The sequence below is a fragment of the Cellulophaga omnivescoria genome, assembly GCF_001999725.1.
Taxonomy (GTDB): Bacteria; Bacteroidota; Bacteroidia; order Flavobacteriales; family Flavobacteriaceae; genus Cellulophaga; species Cellulophaga omnivescoria.
The window spans coordinates 97,676-115,440 of sequence record NZ_MDDP01000023.1; the positions used below are offsets into that span (position 1 = coordinate 97,676).

Genomic DNA, 17,765 nt, shown 5'->3' on the forward strand with positions numbered 1-17,765 from the left:
AGGACTCTAATAATATAAATTGTACTTTTGCCCTATGGAAACTCAAAGACAGAAAAAAATAGGAGGCGTAATACAAAAAGATATCGCAGATATCTTACAACGCGCAGTGATTGATGGTGGTTTGCGTGGTACACTTATATCTGTTTCTAAGGTGGTTGTTACTACAGATTTATCTATAGCTAAAGTATATATTAGTATTTTTCCGCATAAAAATGCAGACGAACTTTTAGAAGGTATAAAATCTAATCAACCATTAATTAAACATGAACTTGCACAGCGTACCAAAAACCAATTGCGTCGTGTACCAGAATTATTATTTTTTATAGACGATTCTTTAGAATACATAGATGGTATAGAAAAATCTTTAAAGGGAGAAGACAACCCTATAGAAAATCCGGATTTGTTAGAACGCAGAAAAAAATCTTAAGATTGAATTTTCCGCTATACATCGCTAAGCGATATGTACGCTCTAAAAGCAGTCAAAACGCTGTAAATATTATCAATTTTATTACTTTTTTAGTAATTGTTATTGGTTCTGCAGCGCTTTTTATTGTATTATCTGGCTTTGCCGGATTAAAAACGTACAGCCTTAGCTTTAGTGAAAGTTTTGATCCAGATTTAAAAGCTTCTCCATTAACAGGAAAATTTATATCGGTTTTACCAGAACAAGAAACCAAATTACAAAATATAGACGGTGTACTTTCTTTTTCTAAAGAACTAGAAGAAAAGGTATACTTTTTACATAACGAGAAAAGCCATATTGGCTATATTAAAGGTGTAGATAGTAACTACAATAAAGTTACTAGCATAGATAGTACTTTGTATTTTGGCGAGTGGTTATTAGACCACCAAAGAGGTGTAGTTGGTATTGGTATTGCTAATTTACTAGGCTTAACAGTTAATAATTTCAGAAGTCCACTACAAATATTAGTGCCAAAACCAAAAAAAGGTGCGGTTAACCAAGGCGGATTTAATAAAACACCATACAACCAGCACAATGTTGTAGTTAGTGGTATGTATAATGTAGCAGAGGACCTAGATAAAAAATACCTTTTTACAAGTTTGCCTGTAGTACAAAAACTATTAGAAAAAGATAGTTTACAGGTTTCTGCTATAAATTTTAAAATTGATGACGCTAAAGATATTAACAGTATTAAAAAAGAAATTGCCGTTGTTTTTAACCAAAAGATAGTTTTAAAAGATAGGCAAGAGCAAAATAGCACGCTACACCGTATGTTAAACACTGAAAACTTGGCTACTTACCTAATTTTTACGTTAGTACTTATAATAGCCTTATTTAATGTTGTAGGCGCTATTATTATGATGATTTTAGACAAGCAACAAAACTCTAAAACACTTTACTACTTAGGCACAACTATAAAAGAATTACGAAAAATATACTTTATACAGGGTACACTTGTTACCAGTTTGGGTGGTTTGGTTGGTGTACTTATTGGCTCTATATTAATTGTTTCTCAACTAGCGTTTGGATGGCTTAAAATAAACGCATTTTTAGCCTATCCAGTAGAATACAAATTACTAAATGTTGTAATTGTATTAGCTACTATTATTGTACTAGGGTTAATATCTGCTAAAATTGCAAGTAGCAGAATAAGTAAAAAGCTTGTTACACAATAAATAAGTAATACCTTAAGGTTTAGCGTTTTTGTGTAAGTAACACAAAGCCATTAAGAAAACTGATGATCGCCAAATTTTTCTAAAACCTCATCAAAAGTAGCAAAAACATCTACAGAGTCATCACTAGTTACCATTTTCATACGGTATTGCTTAAAATCTGGTATGCCCTTAAAATAATTGGTATAATGCCTACGGGTTTCAAAAACACCTAGTTTTTCTCCTTTCCAATCTATAGACATTTGTAAGTGCCTACGAGCGGCATCTACGCGCTCTTGCATTGTTGGTGGTGCTTTGTGTTCTCCTGTTTTTATAAAGTGTTTAACCTCATTAAAAAACCAAGGGTAGCCAATACTTGCCCGTCCAATCATTGCTCCGTCTAACCCGTACTCATCTCTCATTTTTACAGCAGCTTCAGGAGAGTCTACATCACCATTACCAAAAACAGGAATATGCATACGTTGGTTATTTTTAACTTGTGCAATAGGTTTCCAGTCTGCATTACCTTTATACATTTGTACTCTGGTTCTGCCGTGTATTGCTATTGCTGCACAGCCTACATCTTGCAAACGTTCTGCAACCTCAACAATTTTAATAGAATCTGCATCCCAACCCAAACGGGTTTTTACTGTAACAGGTAATTTGGTATGCTTTACCATTGCATCGGTAAGCTTAACCATTAAATCTATGTCTTTTAAGATACCCGCACCAGCACCTTTACTTACTACCTTTTTAACAGGGCAACCAAAGTTAATATCTATAATGTCTGGTTTAGATTTTTCTACAATCTCTACCGAGCGCAACATAGAATCTAAATTTGCTCCAAAAATTTGTATACCTACAGGTCGTTCTTTTTCATAAATATCTAATTTCATCACGCTTTTTGCAGCGTCACGTATTAAACCTTCTGATGAAATAAATTCTGTGTACACCACGTCTGCTCCTTGTTCTTTACACAAAGCTCTAAACGGTGGGTCACTTACATCTTCCATTGGTGCTAGCAACAACGGAAAATCTGGTAGCTGTATGTCTCCTATTTTTGGCATTTGGCAAATTTACAACATATCCGTTACCTAAAAAACAGAAAACATTCTATCTTAGCCTTATGCCATTACAATTTTTACTGCCTTATGAGCCTGTGGTTTTTGGTTACCACTTAAACGTGCACCTTATTTTAGAGTATTTGGCATTTTTTATTGGCTTTAGGTATTATGTTATTTTACGTAAAAATAGCAACGATACCATTTCTAGCTTAAACCGTTTGTCTATACTAATTGGTGCTATTTTTGGCGCGCTATTTATGTCTAGACTTATTGGTTTTTTAGAAAATCCTCCGTTACACGCTACACAAGGTTTTATAGCAATTGTAAACAACAAAACTATAATGGGTGGTTTGTTTGGCGGTTTACTAGGTGTAGAAATTGCTAAAAAAATTATTGGAGAAAAAACATCTTCGGGAGATTTGTTTACACTACCCATAATTGTAGGTATAATTATTGGCCGCATAGGCTGTTTTTTATCAGGTACAAAAGAGTTTACTTATGGTGTGCAAACCTCTTCTGTTTTTGGTTTAAATTTAGGAGATGGTGTCCTAAGGCACCCTGTTGCACTGTATGAAATTGTATTTTTAGTACTACTTTTTATCGCTCTAAAAACACATCAGAATAAAAAAATAAAGGTAGAAAACGGTAGTTATTTTAAGTTTTTTATGATAACGTATTTCTTTTATCGTTTCTGTATTGAGTTTTTAAAACCTAATGAGTTTCTAATATTAGGACTAAGTAGTATTCAATATTTATGCGTAATTTGTTTTTTATACTACTATAAATTCATTTTAAAAATACTCTTGTATGTCGCAAAAAAATTACACTTATTATGATTTTACATTAAGCCTTTGCCCGGATTGTTTAAGGCGTGTAGATGCTAAAATTGTGTTTGAGAATGATAAGGTATATATGCTTAAAAACTGTAAAGAACACGGTAGGTCTAAGGTTTTAATTGCTGATGATATTGAGTATTATAAAAATATAAGAAACTACAACAAAGCGTCTGAATATCCTAAAACATTTAACACGCAAACGCATTATGGTTGCCCGTACGACTGTGGTTTGTGTCCGGATCATGAGCAACACTCTTGTTTAACTGTTGTAGAGGTTACAGACCGTTGCAACCTTACTTGCCCTACCTGCTACGCAGGGTCTTCACCAACTTACGGAAGACACAGAACATTGGAGGAAATTAAAAAAATGTTAGATGTTATTGTAAGGAATGAAGGCGAGCCAGACGTGGTACAAATTAGTGGTGGTGAGCCTACTATACATCCTAATTTTTTTGAAATTATGGATTATGCTAAGTCTTTACCTATTAGACATTTAATGGTTAATACAAACGGAATTAAAATTGCTAAAGATGTTGCTTTTGCAGAAAAATTAGCAACATACGCACCAGATTTTGAAATTTATTTGCAGTTTGACTCTCTTGATAATACCGTACTACAAACACTTAGAGGGGCAGACCTTGCAGATACACGCTTAAAGGCCATAGAAAACCTTAACAAGTTAAACTTAGCTACAACTTTGGTTGTTACACTGCAAAAAGGGTTAAACGACCACGAAATGGGTAAAACCATAGATTTTGCTTTAAAACAAAAGTGTGTTAGAGGTGTTACTTTTCAGCCAACACAAATTGCTGGTAGATTAGAGAATTTTGAGGTTGATGAAAATAGAATTACACTTACAGAAGTACGCCGTAATATTTTAGAGCAGTCTCCTATTTTTGAACCAGATGATTTAATTCCGGTTCCTTGTAACCCAGATGCTTTGGTTATGGCTTATGCTTTAAAACTAGGTGATGAGGTTAGTCCGTTAACACGTTATATAAACCCAGATGATTTACTAAACGAAGGTAAAAACACCATTATATATGAGCAAGATGAAGCTTTACACGGTAAAATGATAGAACTGTTTAGCACGGGAAACTCTGTAGATAAGGCCTCAGAAAATTTAAAATCTATTATGTGTTGTTTGCCAGAGATTGATGCGCCAGAACTAGGGTATGACAACCTTTTTAGAATAATAATTATGCAATTTATAGATGCGCATAATTTTGATGTACGTGCAATAAAAAAATCTTGTGTACACATTGTAAATAAGGATTATAAAATTATCCCTTTTGAGACTATGAACCTCTTTTATAGAGATGATAAAATAGACCGACTTAAAGAACTACAAAAAGAAAACGCATGATACAGTTATTACCTTTAGAAGCTGGCAACCTTGATGGCTTGTTTACACTAATATTATTAATAATGTTTGGTCCTGCGCTCTTATTTTTAATTATTGCTTTAATTATGCTAGGACAAAAAAAGAAAAAGGCTGCTAAAATATTTTTTATTTTAACCGGCCTTTACCTGCTTATAAGTCTGGGTATTTGCGGTGCAATGATTACAGGGTATTAAATAAATAGTATAGATGATAAATGCAATACTGTTAAATCAAAGTCCTAACGGCAGTGCTGATTACTTACTCCTTGTAATACTTGTTATTTTAGCGTTATTATCACCTGCAATAATTTGTATAACAGTTGGCTTATTTTTACGTAAAAAGAAACCCAAAACAGCCAAAACACTTTTTATTATAGCGGGTATATACTTGGTTGTTGGTATTGGACTATGTAGCGTTCCTAGTTTTTAAACATAAAAAAAGCGGAAATTCTTAATTGAATTTCCGCTTTAACAAATTTATAGTTGTTAGCTAGTGTTATTGCTTATTCATTAGAAGCCATTAATGCAAAAAACTTATCTATGTTAGGTAAGATTACAATACGTGTTCTTCTGTTTTTAGCTCTATCTTCTTTAGTGTCATTAGATGCTAAAGGAACATAACTACTTCTACCAGATGCAATTAATTTTTCTGGAGCTACATTATATTTAGTTTGTAATTTACGTACAATAGATGTTGCTCTTAATACACTTAAATCCCAGTTATCTGTTACTTTAGGAGTACTAATAGATCTGGAATCTGTGTGTCCTTCTACCATAACTTCAATACTTGGCTCAGAGTTAATAACGTCTGCTAATTTTTGTAAAATAGCATCTGCTTTGTTGCTTACATTGTAGCTAGCAGTGTTAAACAATAACTTATCAGAAATAGAAATCATAACAACTGTATCATCAATATCAATTGCAATATCATCATCTTCATTTAAGCTATTTGTACCAATAGATTTTTTTAAGTTGTGAGACAATGCTAAGTTCATAGAATCTTTAAGTGTTTTTGCACCCATTAATTGTTCTGGACTAACATTTTTTAAAGTCTCGCGCATTTTAGCTTTAACGTTATTACTAATAACTGCACCATCTGCAGAAATTAATTTTGCATCGTTATCTTCTGTTAATGCGTTTATTTTAGAATTATAATCAGCAACTCTTGCTTCTATTTTAGCAAATTTAGCTTCTAACTCTTCCTTTTCTACTGCAGTCTTGGTTAATTGACTTTTAGTTTCACCGTGAGCCTGTTGTAATTCTACATATTTCTTTTTAGAAACACATGATCCCAATAAAACTACTGCAGCTAGTGCTAATGATATTTTCTTCATAATTTTTGTTTTGTTCTAAGGTAGATACGTGCATAAGATTGAATTAGATTTTTTATTTTAAAAATTATTATCTTAAACACTGATAATAAAGTAGTTAAAAAGTAATTTTTTTAACAAATGAAACCACTATATTTAAAAACATTACGTTAAAACAATATAAAAACAACATTAAAAAAGAAGAAGTTGCTTATTTTATAAACCTTAGAAGTAAAAATTGTAATTAATTTTAGATGTGCTTTAAACTTAGACCCTTATAACCTGTAAAATATAAACTATATTTGCAGCTACTTTAGTACTACATATGAAGAATATTCGAAATTTTTGCATTATTGCACACATAGATCACGGTAAAAGTACCTTAGCAGATAGACTATTAGACTATACTGGTTCTGTAACAGATCGTGAAAAACAAGATCAACTTTTAGATAGTATGGACTTGGAGCGAGAACGTGGTATTACCATAAAATCGCACGCCATACAAATGGACTTTGAATACAAAGGAGAAAAATTTATTTTAAATTTAATAGATACTCCTGGCCACGTAGATTTTAGTTACGAGGTGTCTAGATCTATTGCTGCTTGTGAAGGTGCTTTGTTAATTGTAGATGCTGCACAAAGTATACAAGCACAAACTATATCTAACTTATATCTTGCTTTAGAAAACGATTTAGAAATAATTCCGGTTCTTAATAAAGTAGATTTACCTAGTGCAAACCCAGAAGAAGTTACAGATGATATTGTAGAACTTTTAGGTTGTGCACCAGAAGACGTAATACACGCAAGTGGTAAAACAGGTTTTGGTGTAGATAATATTTTGGCCGCCGTAATAGAACGTATTCCTGCGCCAGTTGGTAATGTAGACGAACCTTTACAAGCCTTAGTGTTTGACTCTGTTTACAACCCTTTTAGAGGTGTAGAAACCTATTTTAGAGTTATTAATGGTGAAATAAAAAAGGGACAAAAAATAAAATTTGTTGCTACAGATAAAAGCTACTTTGCAGATGAAGTTGGTACCTTAAAGCTAAACCAAGTTATTAAACAAAGTGTAAAAGCTGGTGATGTAGGGTATTTAATTACGGGTATTAAAGATGCTCGTGAAGTTAAAGTTGGTGATACCATTACAGACTCTGCAAACCCAACCAAAAATCCTATTGATGGTTTTGAGGATGTAAAACCTATGGTATTTGCTGGTATTTATCCAGTAGATACAGATGAGTTTGAAGAATTGCGTTCTTCTATGGAAAAATTGCAACTAAATGATGCCTCTTTAGTATTTGCACCAGAAAGTAGTGCTGCACTTGGTTTTGGTTTCCGTTGTGGGTTTTTAGGAATGCTGCATATGGAGATTATACAAGAACGTTTGGAGCGCGAGTTTAATATGACCGTTATTACTACGGTACCTAACGTTAGTTACCACGCGTTTACACGTAAAGACCCAGATACTCCTGTAATTGTTAATAACCCTACAGATTTACCAGACCCTTCTAGTATAGACCGTGTAGAGGAACCATATATTAAGGCTACCATAATTACAAAATCAGACTTTGTTGGTAATGTAATGTCTTTATGTATAGAAAAACGAGGACAAATTACAAACCAAACGTATTTAACACCAGAGCGTGTAGAGCTGTCTTTTGATATGCCACTTGCTGAAATTGTTTTTGATTTTTATGACAGATTAAAGACGGTTTCTAAAGGATATGCTTCTTTTGATTATACACCAATTGGTATGCGTACCTCTAAATTAGTACGTGTAGATATTTTATTAAATGCACAACCAGTAGATGCCTTATCTGCCTTAATACACGCAGATAATGCCGTACATATTGGTAAAAAAATGTGTGAAAAATTAAAAGAATTAATTCCAAGACAACAGTTTGATATTCCTATACAAGCTGCCATTGGAGCAAAAATTATTTCTAGAGAAACTACAAAAGCATTACGTAAAGATGTTACTGCAAAATGTTACGGTGGTGATATATCTAGAAAACGTAAACTTTTAGAAAAACAGAAAAAAGGTAAAAAACGTATGCGCCAGGTTGGTAACGTAGAGGTACCACAAGAGGCGTTTATGGCAGTATTAAAACTTAACGATTAATACACCTATTACTTAATATAGATATATAAAAACCTTCATTTAAAAAATGAAGGTTTTTTATTTTATTGCTCTAACCATTTTCTAAATTCTGCTGTGGTAGATGTGCTAGTCATTACTTTTTCTTTTACACCAACCATTTTTAATAATAATCGGTTTTTAAAATGACTTTCTATATTGTCTATAAAATCTATACTTATAATTTGGCTTCGGTTTATTTTAAAAAATTTATTAGGGTGTAATTGTTGGTGTATGGTACCTAAATTTAAAGATATTGTATGCCTTTTCCCTTTTGCATCTGTAGCAACACAAAAATCTCCTGATGCCTCTATGCAACTAATTTCTGAAACACTTAACAACTGTATACCGTTTGCTTTTTTTATTACAAATCTTGTTTTATAGTTGTTATGTTCTTCTTGTAACGCAATTTTAAGGTTTGTAAGTGTTTTGGTAGATAGGGAGTTGTAATCTCCTTTATTAAACAATGCTTGGTATTTTTCTAGCGCCTTTTTAAAATCTAATTGTGTGTATGGCTTTAAAATATAAGCAATGCCATTGGTGTTAAATGCCTGAAAAAGATACTCATCATGCGCAGAGCAAAATATAATTGGGGCATCTATATTAACCTCGTTATACAAATCAAAAGAAACACCATCTAAAAGCTGAATATCAGACAAAATAAAATCATATGTGTTGCTCTTTAAAAATAGCTTACCTTCTGCGTTAGACCTTGCCCAGTCATACACAACCTCATCATTAAAATAGTCTTTAACAAAAGAAACTAGTTTTTGAAAAGCTGGTATTTCATCTTCTAAAATTAAAATTTTCATCTACTTTAATTATCTTCAATTAGTTTAATTACTGGAATAGAAACCGAAAATTCTTTATCAGTACTTATAATAATTACCTCTTTGTCTGATAATAATTTATACCGAGCTTTTAAATTATCTATACCTATACCAAAAGATTCGTTTTTTGGTATAATGTTAGATTTTGTATTACTTACTTTTAAAGCGTTTTCCTCCACACAAATTACTGTTTTTACACTAACACCTGCCGTAGGCTTGTTGTGCTTTACAACATTCTCTAATAAAGCTTGTATGGCTCCTGTGGGTATAAATTTATCTTCTATAGCTGTGGTTTTTTCAATTTTAAAATCATAATCGTTGCCAAAGCGCGTTTTTATTAAAAACATATAGTTTTCTGCAAGTTGAATTTCTTCAGCCAACTCCATAACCTCTGCATCTTTTGTTTTTATTAAATACCTGTATATTAATGACAAACGATTTATGTATTCTTTTGCTCTTTGGGTATCACTATCTATTAAAGAATCTAATGTATTTAAGTTGTTAAATAAAAAATGAGGATCTATTTGTGAACGTAATAGTTTAAGCTCGTTTTCTTTTTGTTGTTTTTCAAACTTTAATAATTGGTTTTGCCCTTCGTAGAACTTTTTAGTAAGCAATAATGCAAAAGGAAAAGCGGTTTGTAAACTACCCTTATCTATCATTTCTATAACAAAATCTAAACCCGTTGGAAACTTACTCCAATCATTATCTCCTGTCCAAAAGCCAACTACATTTTGAATTCCCGTTAAAACAACCAAGATAAGTATACCCAAGAAAGCAAAAAGCACATACTTTTTTTCTTTTACAAACTTTGGTATTAGCCAAAAAACAAACAAGAAAATAATACCACAGATGGTAATTAAATCTACTGGAAAATCTATAAGATATTCCCTAAGCATAGAGTCGTTTTTATAATATTCTCGTCCTTGCAAAGAAAAAGAAATTATAAAATAAACTACCATAAGTAGTATATCTGATTTGTTTATTTTCTTGTTCATTAAACAGTTGGTATGTTAGTTATTATCATCAATTCTGTTTTGTTCTTCTTTGGATGAGTTTTCTCTATTTTTTTGCTTGCCATATCTAGATCCAAAACTGTAGGTTACTCTTAATTGTACGTTTCTTCTAGACTCATTACTCTCTATATCTGCATTTAGGTTGTTGTAATTAATTGTCCCCACAAAACCTCTGTTTAATATTTTATTTAACCCAAAATTTACCTTTAACCTATCATCTAAAAAAGTTTTACCTAAAGAAAAATCTAAACCAACAAACCAATCTACATCCATACCACCATCTAATGCACCAGTACCATAATTTCCACTAATTTCTGCATTAATCTCCCAAGGAAGCTCATAACTTGCTTGTGTAAACCAAATTAAGCTCCATTTATCTAAATTTAAGTTGTCTGGATCAGATTCTAACTTGTTATAATTTACAATAAAACCAGTAAAACCCTCAACACCGTTTATAAAACTTAATGGTCCAAATAATCTAAAATTCCAGTTTTGATTATCTGTTAAATTTATTGTTGTTCTGCTAATTTCTGCGGTTTCTGTGTTTTGTGATACGTATTGAAACATTGCGTCCTTAGTTTCATTATATGCAATAGTAAAAAAAGGCTGCCCATCAAAAGTTAAGTTAAACTGATAATTATTGGTAAAAGCTGGTTTTAAGTTTTCATTACCAACGTCTGATGATAAAGGATCATAATACGTTACAAAAGAGTTTAGTGTACTGTAACTTGGCCTACTAATACGATAACTATAAGCTACATTGGCACTTAAGTTATCATTTAGTTTTTTACTTACAGATGCACTAGGGAATAGTTTAGATATTTTACGTTCTCTACTTTCATTAGTAGTACTAGAGGTACCTTTTGTGTTACTATCTTCAAAACGTAAACCTCCAGAAAAAGACCAATCTCCGCTTGTAATATTTAGTTTAGAATACACCGCAAAAATATTTTCTTCTACTAAAAACCTATTGCTAGCATCTTCATTAAAAACAAATTCTCCGTTTGTATCTTCAGTAAAAGACATTAAATCGCTATCTGTGTCTACATCTGCGTATTTACTACCAAAACTAAGTTTAAAGTTTTCTGTAAACTGCTTAGAGTAGTCTATTTTATATGTTTTTATTTGGTATTCACCGTCTTGCAAATAACGTTGGTTTGTATAAGGTACAGTGCTGCCCTCTAATGAAGATATGGTATTAATATTATCATTAGTATAGTCTACAAAATTAAAATCTGCTGTTAGTTTTTGTGTTTCTGTTTTATACTCGTAATATGGATTAACATTAAATACTGTTTGGTCTCTGTTAAAACTATTTTGAGACAGTAAATAATCTGTAGTATTAGCGGTAGTAATTATGTTGCTACTTTTAGAGTTCCGGTCAGAGTCTGTAGTAATGTTTCTAACACCAACACCAATACTGTGCTTATCTGTAATGTAATAATCTAAACTAGCACTAGCCCTTATACTTTGCGGGTTATAAGGTTCTATTGTAGCTTGGTCATATGTAGCGTCTTCTACGGTTCTTTTAATAAACAAATCTTCTCTCCAGGTAGGACTAGAATATCCTGCACTGGCTTGCCAGTTTAGTTTGTTTTTATAACTGGCAATAGATGCACTTGTACCATACTCTACGCCTTCATCTTCACCAACCCAACCAACTACGGTACCGTGTGTACCAAGTTTTACATTTTTCTTTAAAATAATATTTAAAATTGGTCCAGACCCAGCAGCATCAAACTCGGCTCCTGGCTGTTCTATCATCTCTACTCTGGCTATGTTGTCTGCAGGCATATCACGCAGCAGAGTATTAATATCCATATAGTCTGTGGTTTTACCATTAATTAATATTCTTATATTGTTTTGGCCCGCATAGCTTATACCATTATTACTAACAATTATACCAGGTACACGTTTCATAACATCTTGTAAGTTAGAATTTATCATTTCTGAATTTTCTAAATCTACAATTAGCTTTTCTGCCGTTTGTTTAATTACCGGTCTTTTGCTCTTAACCACAACTTCATTTAATGTTTCTGCTTCTTCCTGCAGGTTAAAATCTAAGGTAATATCGGTAGTTAATTCAAATACATTAGATGTTTTAGTTTTAAAACCAAGCATAGAAACTTCTAAATAATAACTTCCGTTTTTTATATTATTAAATGTATAAACGCCTTGCTTGTTTGATATTGTACCAGTTACAACCTCTTTATTGGCTTGTTGATATAAAATAACATTGGCATACTCTAAGGGTGTATTATTTTCTGTAATAAGGCCAGAAACTTTGTTTTGTGCTTGGGTAGCTAATATACCCAGGACTAAAATAAAAATAGTTTTTGTAAAGGTTTCCATGACTGTTGATTATGATTGATACCATAAATGTATAGTAACTAATATATTACAGAAACTATTTTCTGATAAATTGGGATAAAATAAGGTTAAAACCTATTTTTTTTATGACCAATTGTAACAGCTAAAAACAAAAAAGGCTCCCTGTTTCAGGAAGCCTTACTTTATAAAATAGTTCTTTTTTATTCTTCTTCTGTAATATCTGCGTGTTTATCTACATCTAACATTTTACCTAAATAAACAAGCTCATACCCTTCTGTAATATCGGTAAAAGACTTACTAAACGATGGTATAATGTGCAACTCACCATCTGGAGATTTTAAAAATATTGGTATTATACTTTCATCTGCCTTGGTAATTTCAATTAAACCTTCATAATGGGTTTGGTCTTTTAGTTTTATTTCATGTATTGTTGGGTACTTACGTGTAGCTTCCATTAGCTTAATAAAATCGTCTGTATGAGAAAATAAACCTTCTTTCGGGTTATTTTGTGGATCGTTCATTTCATCAGAATTAACCAACCTAAATGATCCATTTTCTCCAAATTGTTTTTCAAACTTTTTTACTGCAAAATTATTAATGTCTGAGTTTGCAGTAAGTGCCATAACGTAGCCCATATCATTCAACTCTATATTATCTGTTAATGAGTCTGAGTAAATATTAGCACTAATAGCATCAATACCTAATTTTTTTGCCTTGTTAATGTTAGTTTGGTTATTGTCTATTAACACCACGTGTCTGTTATGTTCTTTTAAATATTGAGCTATTAATCTAGATAATTTTGAGGCACCTATAATTAAAATACCTTCAGACCTTTTTAAGAAAACACCAACAAGTTTAGCAAACATCCTAGCCGTAGTTGCATTAAGTAAAACAGTACCTAATACAATAACAAATACTAAAGGCGTAATATAATCTGCACCCTCTACACCTTTTGTAAAAAGTTTAGATCCAAATAATGACGCAATACCTGCCGCAACAATACCTCTTGGACCTACCCAACTTATAAAAAGCTTTTCTTTTAATTGAAGGTTAGATCCTCTGGTGCTTAAAAATACACCCAATGGCCGTACTATAAATACAATTACAGCAAAAAGTATTAGTGTATTCCAATTAAAAATTAACTCTAAGTCTGCTATGTTAATATTAGCAGAAAGCAATATAAATAATATAGATATTAACAATACACTTAAAGATTCTTTAAAGTACAGTAACTCTTTAATATTAGGCAGATCTGTATTACCCATTACCATACCCATAACTACTACGGCTAATAATCCAGATTCATGTGCAAAAACATCAGACATTACAAAAACAAGTAATACTGTAGATAAAGACACCACATTAAGTAAATAATGTGGTATAAAATTACGTTTTACAGCTGCTGTTAAACCGTGTGCAAAAGTAAAACCAAATGTGGTACCAAATAACAGTATTTTTCCAAACTCTATTAGTGCGGTAAATGTAAAGTCTCCACCGCCGCCTACACTAATAAACTCATAAACTAAAACGGCAACTAAAGCTCCAATAGGATCTATTAAAATACCTTCCCATTTAAGTACTGCAGAAATATCTTTTTTTAAAGGTATGTTTCTTAAAATTGGAGTTATTACAGTAGGACCCGTTACAATAATTAATCCTGAGAATAAAAAGGATATAGACCAACTTAAACCAAGAATATAATGTGCAGCAACACCTGCGCCTAAAAATGTAACTAAAGAACCTATTGTTATTAATTTGGAAATTACTGGCCCTACATTTTTAATTTCAGATCGTTTTAAGGTTAAACCACCTTCAAACAAAATAATACTAATAGCCAATGAAACAAAATAATACAAACTTTCTCCTGGAAAAAGCCCAGTTTTACCGTTCCAAATTGGCTCTATAATTTTGCTATTATCTTCAGTAAAAAAAGTGGCTATTGGCCCTACCATTAGGCCTATTAAAATTAATGGTAAAATGGCTGGTAGTTTTAACCTCCAGGCAAACCATTGGGCAATTATTCCTAATATTATAATTCCGGCTAACTCTAGCATAATTCATTTTTTTTGAAAAATAGTATTTTAATTTTAAAAAGCAATTTTAACTCAAAATAACTTTTGTTATATAATTGTACTATCTTGGGCTAAATTTAGCCTATGGTTTATAAAAATCGTCCTTTTAAAACGATTCTTTTTGGATTTGCATTCTCCCCAAAATTAGAGATAAATATTTTGGAGACTATCAGAATAGCTCATTTTTTTAAGGCTAAATTAATTTTACTTCATGTTGGAACTAAAACAGAAGATAAAGAGGCTAAAATTGCATCTTTTTTAAATAAAACAGAGTACCAAAATTTAGACATTGAAGTTAAATGGCAAAAAGGTGACCCCATTACCATTATTACCACGGCTTGTAAAACTAGTAACATAGACTTGTTAATTATTGGAGCTTTACAAAAAGAAAAAATATATCAGTTTTATGTAGGTTCTATTGCGCGTAAACTAACACGTAAGGTTTGTTGTTCTGTATTGTTACTTATAAAACCGTCTAAAGAACGTGTGCCTTGCAAAAACATTGTTGTTAATGGGCTAGATGCACCAAATACCCCACTTACTATAAACTCTGCTTTTTATATTGCCAACGCCCTTGGTGCTCCGCAGCTAACAATTGTAGAAGAAATTTTACAAAAAAATATACAAGTAAGTGTACAGGATGATAAAACATTAAAAAAAGTAAATATTGTTAAAGAGCGATTAAAACACCGAGAAGAACAAAGGGTTAGAGAAATTGTAAAAGAAATTCCTGATGCTTGTAAAGAAGGAATAAAAGTAAAAAACCAAGGTATTTTTGGCAAAAGAGGTTATTCTATTGGCCATTATGCAGAAATTGTTAGGGCAGATTTATTGGTAATGAATGCTCCGTCTAAAACAAGATTTTTAGACCGTATTTTTCCCCATGATTTAGAATACATTTTGTCTGATTTACCAACAGATTTATTTATAATACGTAACCAATTTGACTCTAAAAAATAATAAAACCAAAACGTTTATAAGCGCACTACCAAAGAATATTTTTTCTGGTTTTGTAGTATCATTAATAGCATTACCATTAGGGTTAGGATTAGCACTTGCCAGTGAAGCACCTCCAATTTCTGGAGTTATAGCTGCAATTGTTGGTGGTTTTATAGTTTCTATTTTAGGTGGTTCTAATGTTACTATTACTGGTCCGGGTAATGGTATGGTAATTGTTTTATTAAGTGCCATTTATACCTTAGGTAATGGAGATTTGTACCAAGGTTACCTGTGTACACTTGCCGCCATTATTGTATCTGGCTTGGTAATGATAATACTTGGTTTTTTAAAAATGGGTCGTCTGGCAGATTTTTTTCCTGCCTCTGCCATAGAGGGTATGCTTGCCGCAATTGGTATAGGAATCCTCTCTAAACAATTTCATATAATGCTAGGTAATAATGGTGCTAATGGCTCTATAGTATCATTACTAAAACAGTTTCCGGCAGGAATACAAAATTTATGGATTACCACAGATATTAGCGTTTTAATTGCTGCTGCAATTGGTATTATTAGTTTGCTAATTATGGTTTTTTATGCAAAAATTAGAAATAAGTATTTTCAATTAATACCTGCTCCTATGTGGATTATTGTACTTGTTGTAGGACTTAGTTATTTGTTGACTAGTTTAGATATTAATTATCCGTTAACCAAAGATTTTTTGGTAAAAATACCAAAAGATGTTACTTCTAATTTAGCTTTTCCAGATTTTTCAAAAGTATACCAGCCTAATTTTATAATAGCTGTTTTTTCTATCACATTAATTGCAAGTATAGAATCTTTATTAAGTATAAAAGCGGTAGATAAGTTAGACCCTTTAAACAGGCGCTCTAATGTTAATAGAGACTTAAAAGCCTTAGGTGTAGCCTCTATTGCTAGTGGTTTTTTAGGTGGTATAAATGTTGTAACTGTTATAGCACGTAGCTCTGTAAATGTTAATAACGGCGCAACAAATAGGTCTGCCAATTTTTTTCAAGCATTTTTTTTAGCAGCATTTGTACTTCTTTTTCAAGAACAACTACGTAAAATTCCTTTAGCTGCACTTGCTGCAATACTAGTTTATACGGGCTATAAACTTGCTACACCAAAAACATTACAAAAAATTGCTAAAGTTGGTAAAGAGCAAATAATAATATTTTTAGTTACTCTTTTAACAACTTTATTTACCAACTTAATTACGGGTATAAGTGCTGGTATATTGGTTACGTTTGTAATACACATTATACTTAATAAAAGTTTTTCGTTATTTTTTAGCAACATATTAAAGCCAAATATTTTAATGTATAAAGAGCCAGACGGTGGTAACTTTTATATTAGCATAAAATACTTTTGTAGCTTTTTAAATTTTTACAAGCTAAAAAATAAATTAGATGCTATACAAGAAAACAATACTGTAGTTTTAGATTTTTCTATGTGTAATTTTGTAGACCACACCGTTATGGATGGTTTAGAGGGTTATGCAGATACGTTTAGTAAAAAAGGTGGTAGTATAGAGCTTATTGGACTAGACAAACACGGTACAGATTCTGCACATCCATTTGCAATACGTAAAATTCTTCCGTTTGCAACAAAATTAGCATCTGTAGGTGGTAACCTTACAAAAAGGCAGTTACTATTAAAAAATACTGCTGCAAATTTTACGTGGGATTATATTCCAGAAAAAAATAAAAACGCTGGTTTTTTAACCAATTTTGTTTTCTTTAAAACTAGAGAAATAAGCTATTTTTATAATCAGCTTAAAGCAAAAAACAATAAAGTTGCTCTTATGGATGTAGAGTTTACTGAAGGTGAATTTATAGTAAAAGAAGTAATAAAAACAACTGTTTTACACATAAAATTAGATAGAGAAGTACCTGTTTTTACGTTAGACAAAGAAGGACTAATAAAATACTTGTATAGTTTAGCTGGTTTTAAAGAGTTAAACGTAGATAATCATCCAGATTTTAACCAAAGGTTTTACTTAAGTGGAGAAAAACCTAAACAAATTCAACAACTATTTACAAATGAGCTTATTTTATTTTTAGAAAGTAACCCTTATTACCATATAGAGTGTAATGGCTCTTCACTTTTAATTATTAAAAAAGAACGTTTATTAAGTGTACAAGAAGTTAAAGCAATGTTGTATTTTGGCAAACAATTGCATAAAATTTTACAATAATGTTAACATAATTTAGCG

Annotated in this window: 15 protein-coding genes; 9 read left to right on the forward strand and 6 right to left on the reverse strand. The window is 31.6% G+C overall.

Annotated features, from left to right (window positions below):
- The first annotated feature begins 34 nt into the window (after positions 1 to 34).
- Together rbfA and BFJ87_RS11195 are read left to right on the forward strand one after the other, a co-directional pair.
- Positions 35 to 427: a 30S ribosome-binding factor RbfA gene (rbfA, locus tag BFJ87_RS11190; protein ID WP_013620866.1), complete on the forward strand. Its 393-nt coding sequence runs from the start codon at positions 35 to 37 to the stop codon at positions 425 to 427.
- Between the two features lie 2 nt (positions 428 to 429).
- On the forward strand, positions 430 to 1,638 hold the full coding sequence (locus tag BFJ87_RS11195; protein WP_077404317.1) for an ABC transporter permease: 1,209 nt from the start codon (positions 430 to 432) through the stop codon (positions 1,636 to 1,638).
- A 50-nt stretch (positions 1,639 to 1,688) separates the two neighbouring features.
- Here BFJ87_RS11195 and dusB read toward each other — a convergent pair whose 3' ends face one another.
- Positions 1,689 to 2,681 (reverse strand): tRNA dihydrouridine synthase DusB, encoded by a 993-nt coding sequence (gene dusB, locus BFJ87_RS11200; protein ID WP_077404320.1) that lies wholly within the window; start codon positions 2,679 to 2,681, stop codon positions 1,689 to 1,691.
- A gap of 59 nt (positions 2,682 to 2,740) precedes the next feature.
- Between dusB and BFJ87_RS11205 the strand changes: the two genes are divergently transcribed.
- Genes BFJ87_RS11205 through BFJ87_RS11220 form a run of 4 tightly spaced genes read left to right on the forward strand, consistent with a single transcriptional unit; the run spans position 2,741 to position 5,327 of the window.
- On the forward strand, positions 2,741 to 3,514 hold the full coding sequence (locus tag BFJ87_RS11205) for a prolipoprotein diacylglyceryl transferase family protein (protein ID WP_077404323.1): 774 nt from the start codon (positions 2,741 to 2,743) through the stop codon (positions 3,512 to 3,514).
- A complete protein-coding gene (locus BFJ87_RS11210; protein ID WP_077404325.1) occupies positions 3,486 to 4,880 on the forward strand; it encodes a radical SAM protein in 1,395 nt (464 codons plus the stop codon). The genes BFJ87_RS11205 and BFJ87_RS11210 overlap by 29 nt, the downstream gene beginning before the upstream one ends.
- Complete coding sequence (locus tag BFJ87_RS11215; RefSeq protein ID WP_077404328.1) at positions 4,877 to 5,092, forward strand: hypothetical protein; 216 nt, start codon at positions 4,877 to 4,879, stop codon at positions 5,090 to 5,092. The genes BFJ87_RS11210 and BFJ87_RS11215 overlap by 4 nt, the downstream gene beginning before the upstream one ends.
- A gap of 13 nt (positions 5,093 to 5,105) precedes the next feature.
- Positions 5,106 to 5,327, forward strand: coding sequence for a hypothetical protein (locus BFJ87_RS11220; protein WP_077404331.1), 222 nt, complete (start codon positions 5,106 to 5,108; stop codon positions 5,325 to 5,327).
- A gap of 73 nt (positions 5,328 to 5,400) precedes the next feature.
- Here BFJ87_RS11220 and BFJ87_RS11225 read toward each other — a convergent pair whose 3' ends face one another.
- The gene (locus tag BFJ87_RS11225) at positions 5,401 to 6,231 is read right to left on the reverse strand and encodes an OmpA/MotB family protein (RefSeq protein WP_077404334.1); all 831 of its coding nucleotides are present in this window, start codon (positions 6,229 to 6,231) and stop codon (positions 5,401 to 5,403) included.
- Positions 6,232 to 6,532: 301 nt separating this feature from the next.
- On the opposite strand from BFJ87_RS11225, the gene lepA reads away from it, so the two are divergent.
- Positions 6,533 to 8,329: a translation elongation factor 4 gene (gene lepA / locus BFJ87_RS11230; protein WP_077404337.1), complete on the forward strand. Its 1,797-nt coding sequence runs from the start codon at positions 6,533 to 6,535 to the stop codon at positions 8,327 to 8,329.
- Between the two features lie 62 nt (positions 8,330 to 8,391).
- On the opposite strand, the gene BFJ87_RS11235 is transcribed toward lepA, so the two are convergent.
- From BFJ87_RS11235 to BFJ87_RS11250, 4 genes are all read right to left on the reverse strand, one after another.
- Positions 8,392 to 9,156 carry a LytR/AlgR family response regulator transcription factor gene (locus tag BFJ87_RS11235; RefSeq protein WP_077404340.1) on the reverse strand — a complete coding sequence of 255 codons (765 nt, stop codon included), beginning with the start codon at positions 9,154 to 9,156 and terminating at the stop codon, positions 8,392 to 8,394.
- A 5-nt stretch (positions 9,157 to 9,161) separates the two neighbouring features.
- The gene (locus BFJ87_RS11240; RefSeq protein ID WP_077404343.1) at positions 9,162 to 10,172 is read right to left on the reverse strand and encodes a sensor histidine kinase; all 1,011 of its coding nucleotides are present in this window, start codon (positions 10,170 to 10,172) and stop codon (positions 9,162 to 9,164) included.
- 15 nt (positions 10,173 to 10,187) lie between these two features.
- Positions 10,188 to 12,542, reverse strand: a complete 2,355-nt coding sequence (locus BFJ87_RS11245; RefSeq protein ID WP_077404346.1) for an outer membrane beta-barrel family protein — start codon at positions 12,540 to 12,542, stop codon at positions 10,188 to 10,190.
- A 179-nt stretch (positions 12,543 to 12,721) separates the two neighbouring features.
- Positions 12,722 to 14,575: a cation:proton antiporter gene (locus BFJ87_RS11250; protein ID WP_077404349.1), complete on the reverse strand. Its 1,854-nt coding sequence runs from the start codon at positions 14,573 to 14,575 to the stop codon at positions 12,722 to 12,724.
- 102 nt (positions 14,576 to 14,677) lie between these two features.
- On the opposite strand from BFJ87_RS11250, the gene BFJ87_RS11255 reads away from it, so the two are divergent.
- Both BFJ87_RS11255 and BFJ87_RS11260 read left to right on the forward strand, forming a co-directional pair.
- Positions 14,678 to 15,553 carry a universal stress protein gene (locus tag BFJ87_RS11255; RefSeq protein ID WP_077404352.1) on the forward strand — a complete coding sequence of 292 codons (876 nt, stop codon included), beginning with the start codon at positions 14,678 to 14,680 and terminating at the stop codon, positions 15,551 to 15,553.
- Positions 15,537 to 17,747, forward strand: a complete 2,211-nt coding sequence (locus tag BFJ87_RS11260; protein WP_077404355.1) for a SulP family inorganic anion transporter — start codon at positions 15,537 to 15,539, stop codon at positions 17,745 to 17,747. Before BFJ87_RS11255 ends, BFJ87_RS11260 begins: the two co-directional genes overlap by 17 nt.
- Positions 17,748 to 17,765 lie beyond the last annotated feature (18 nt).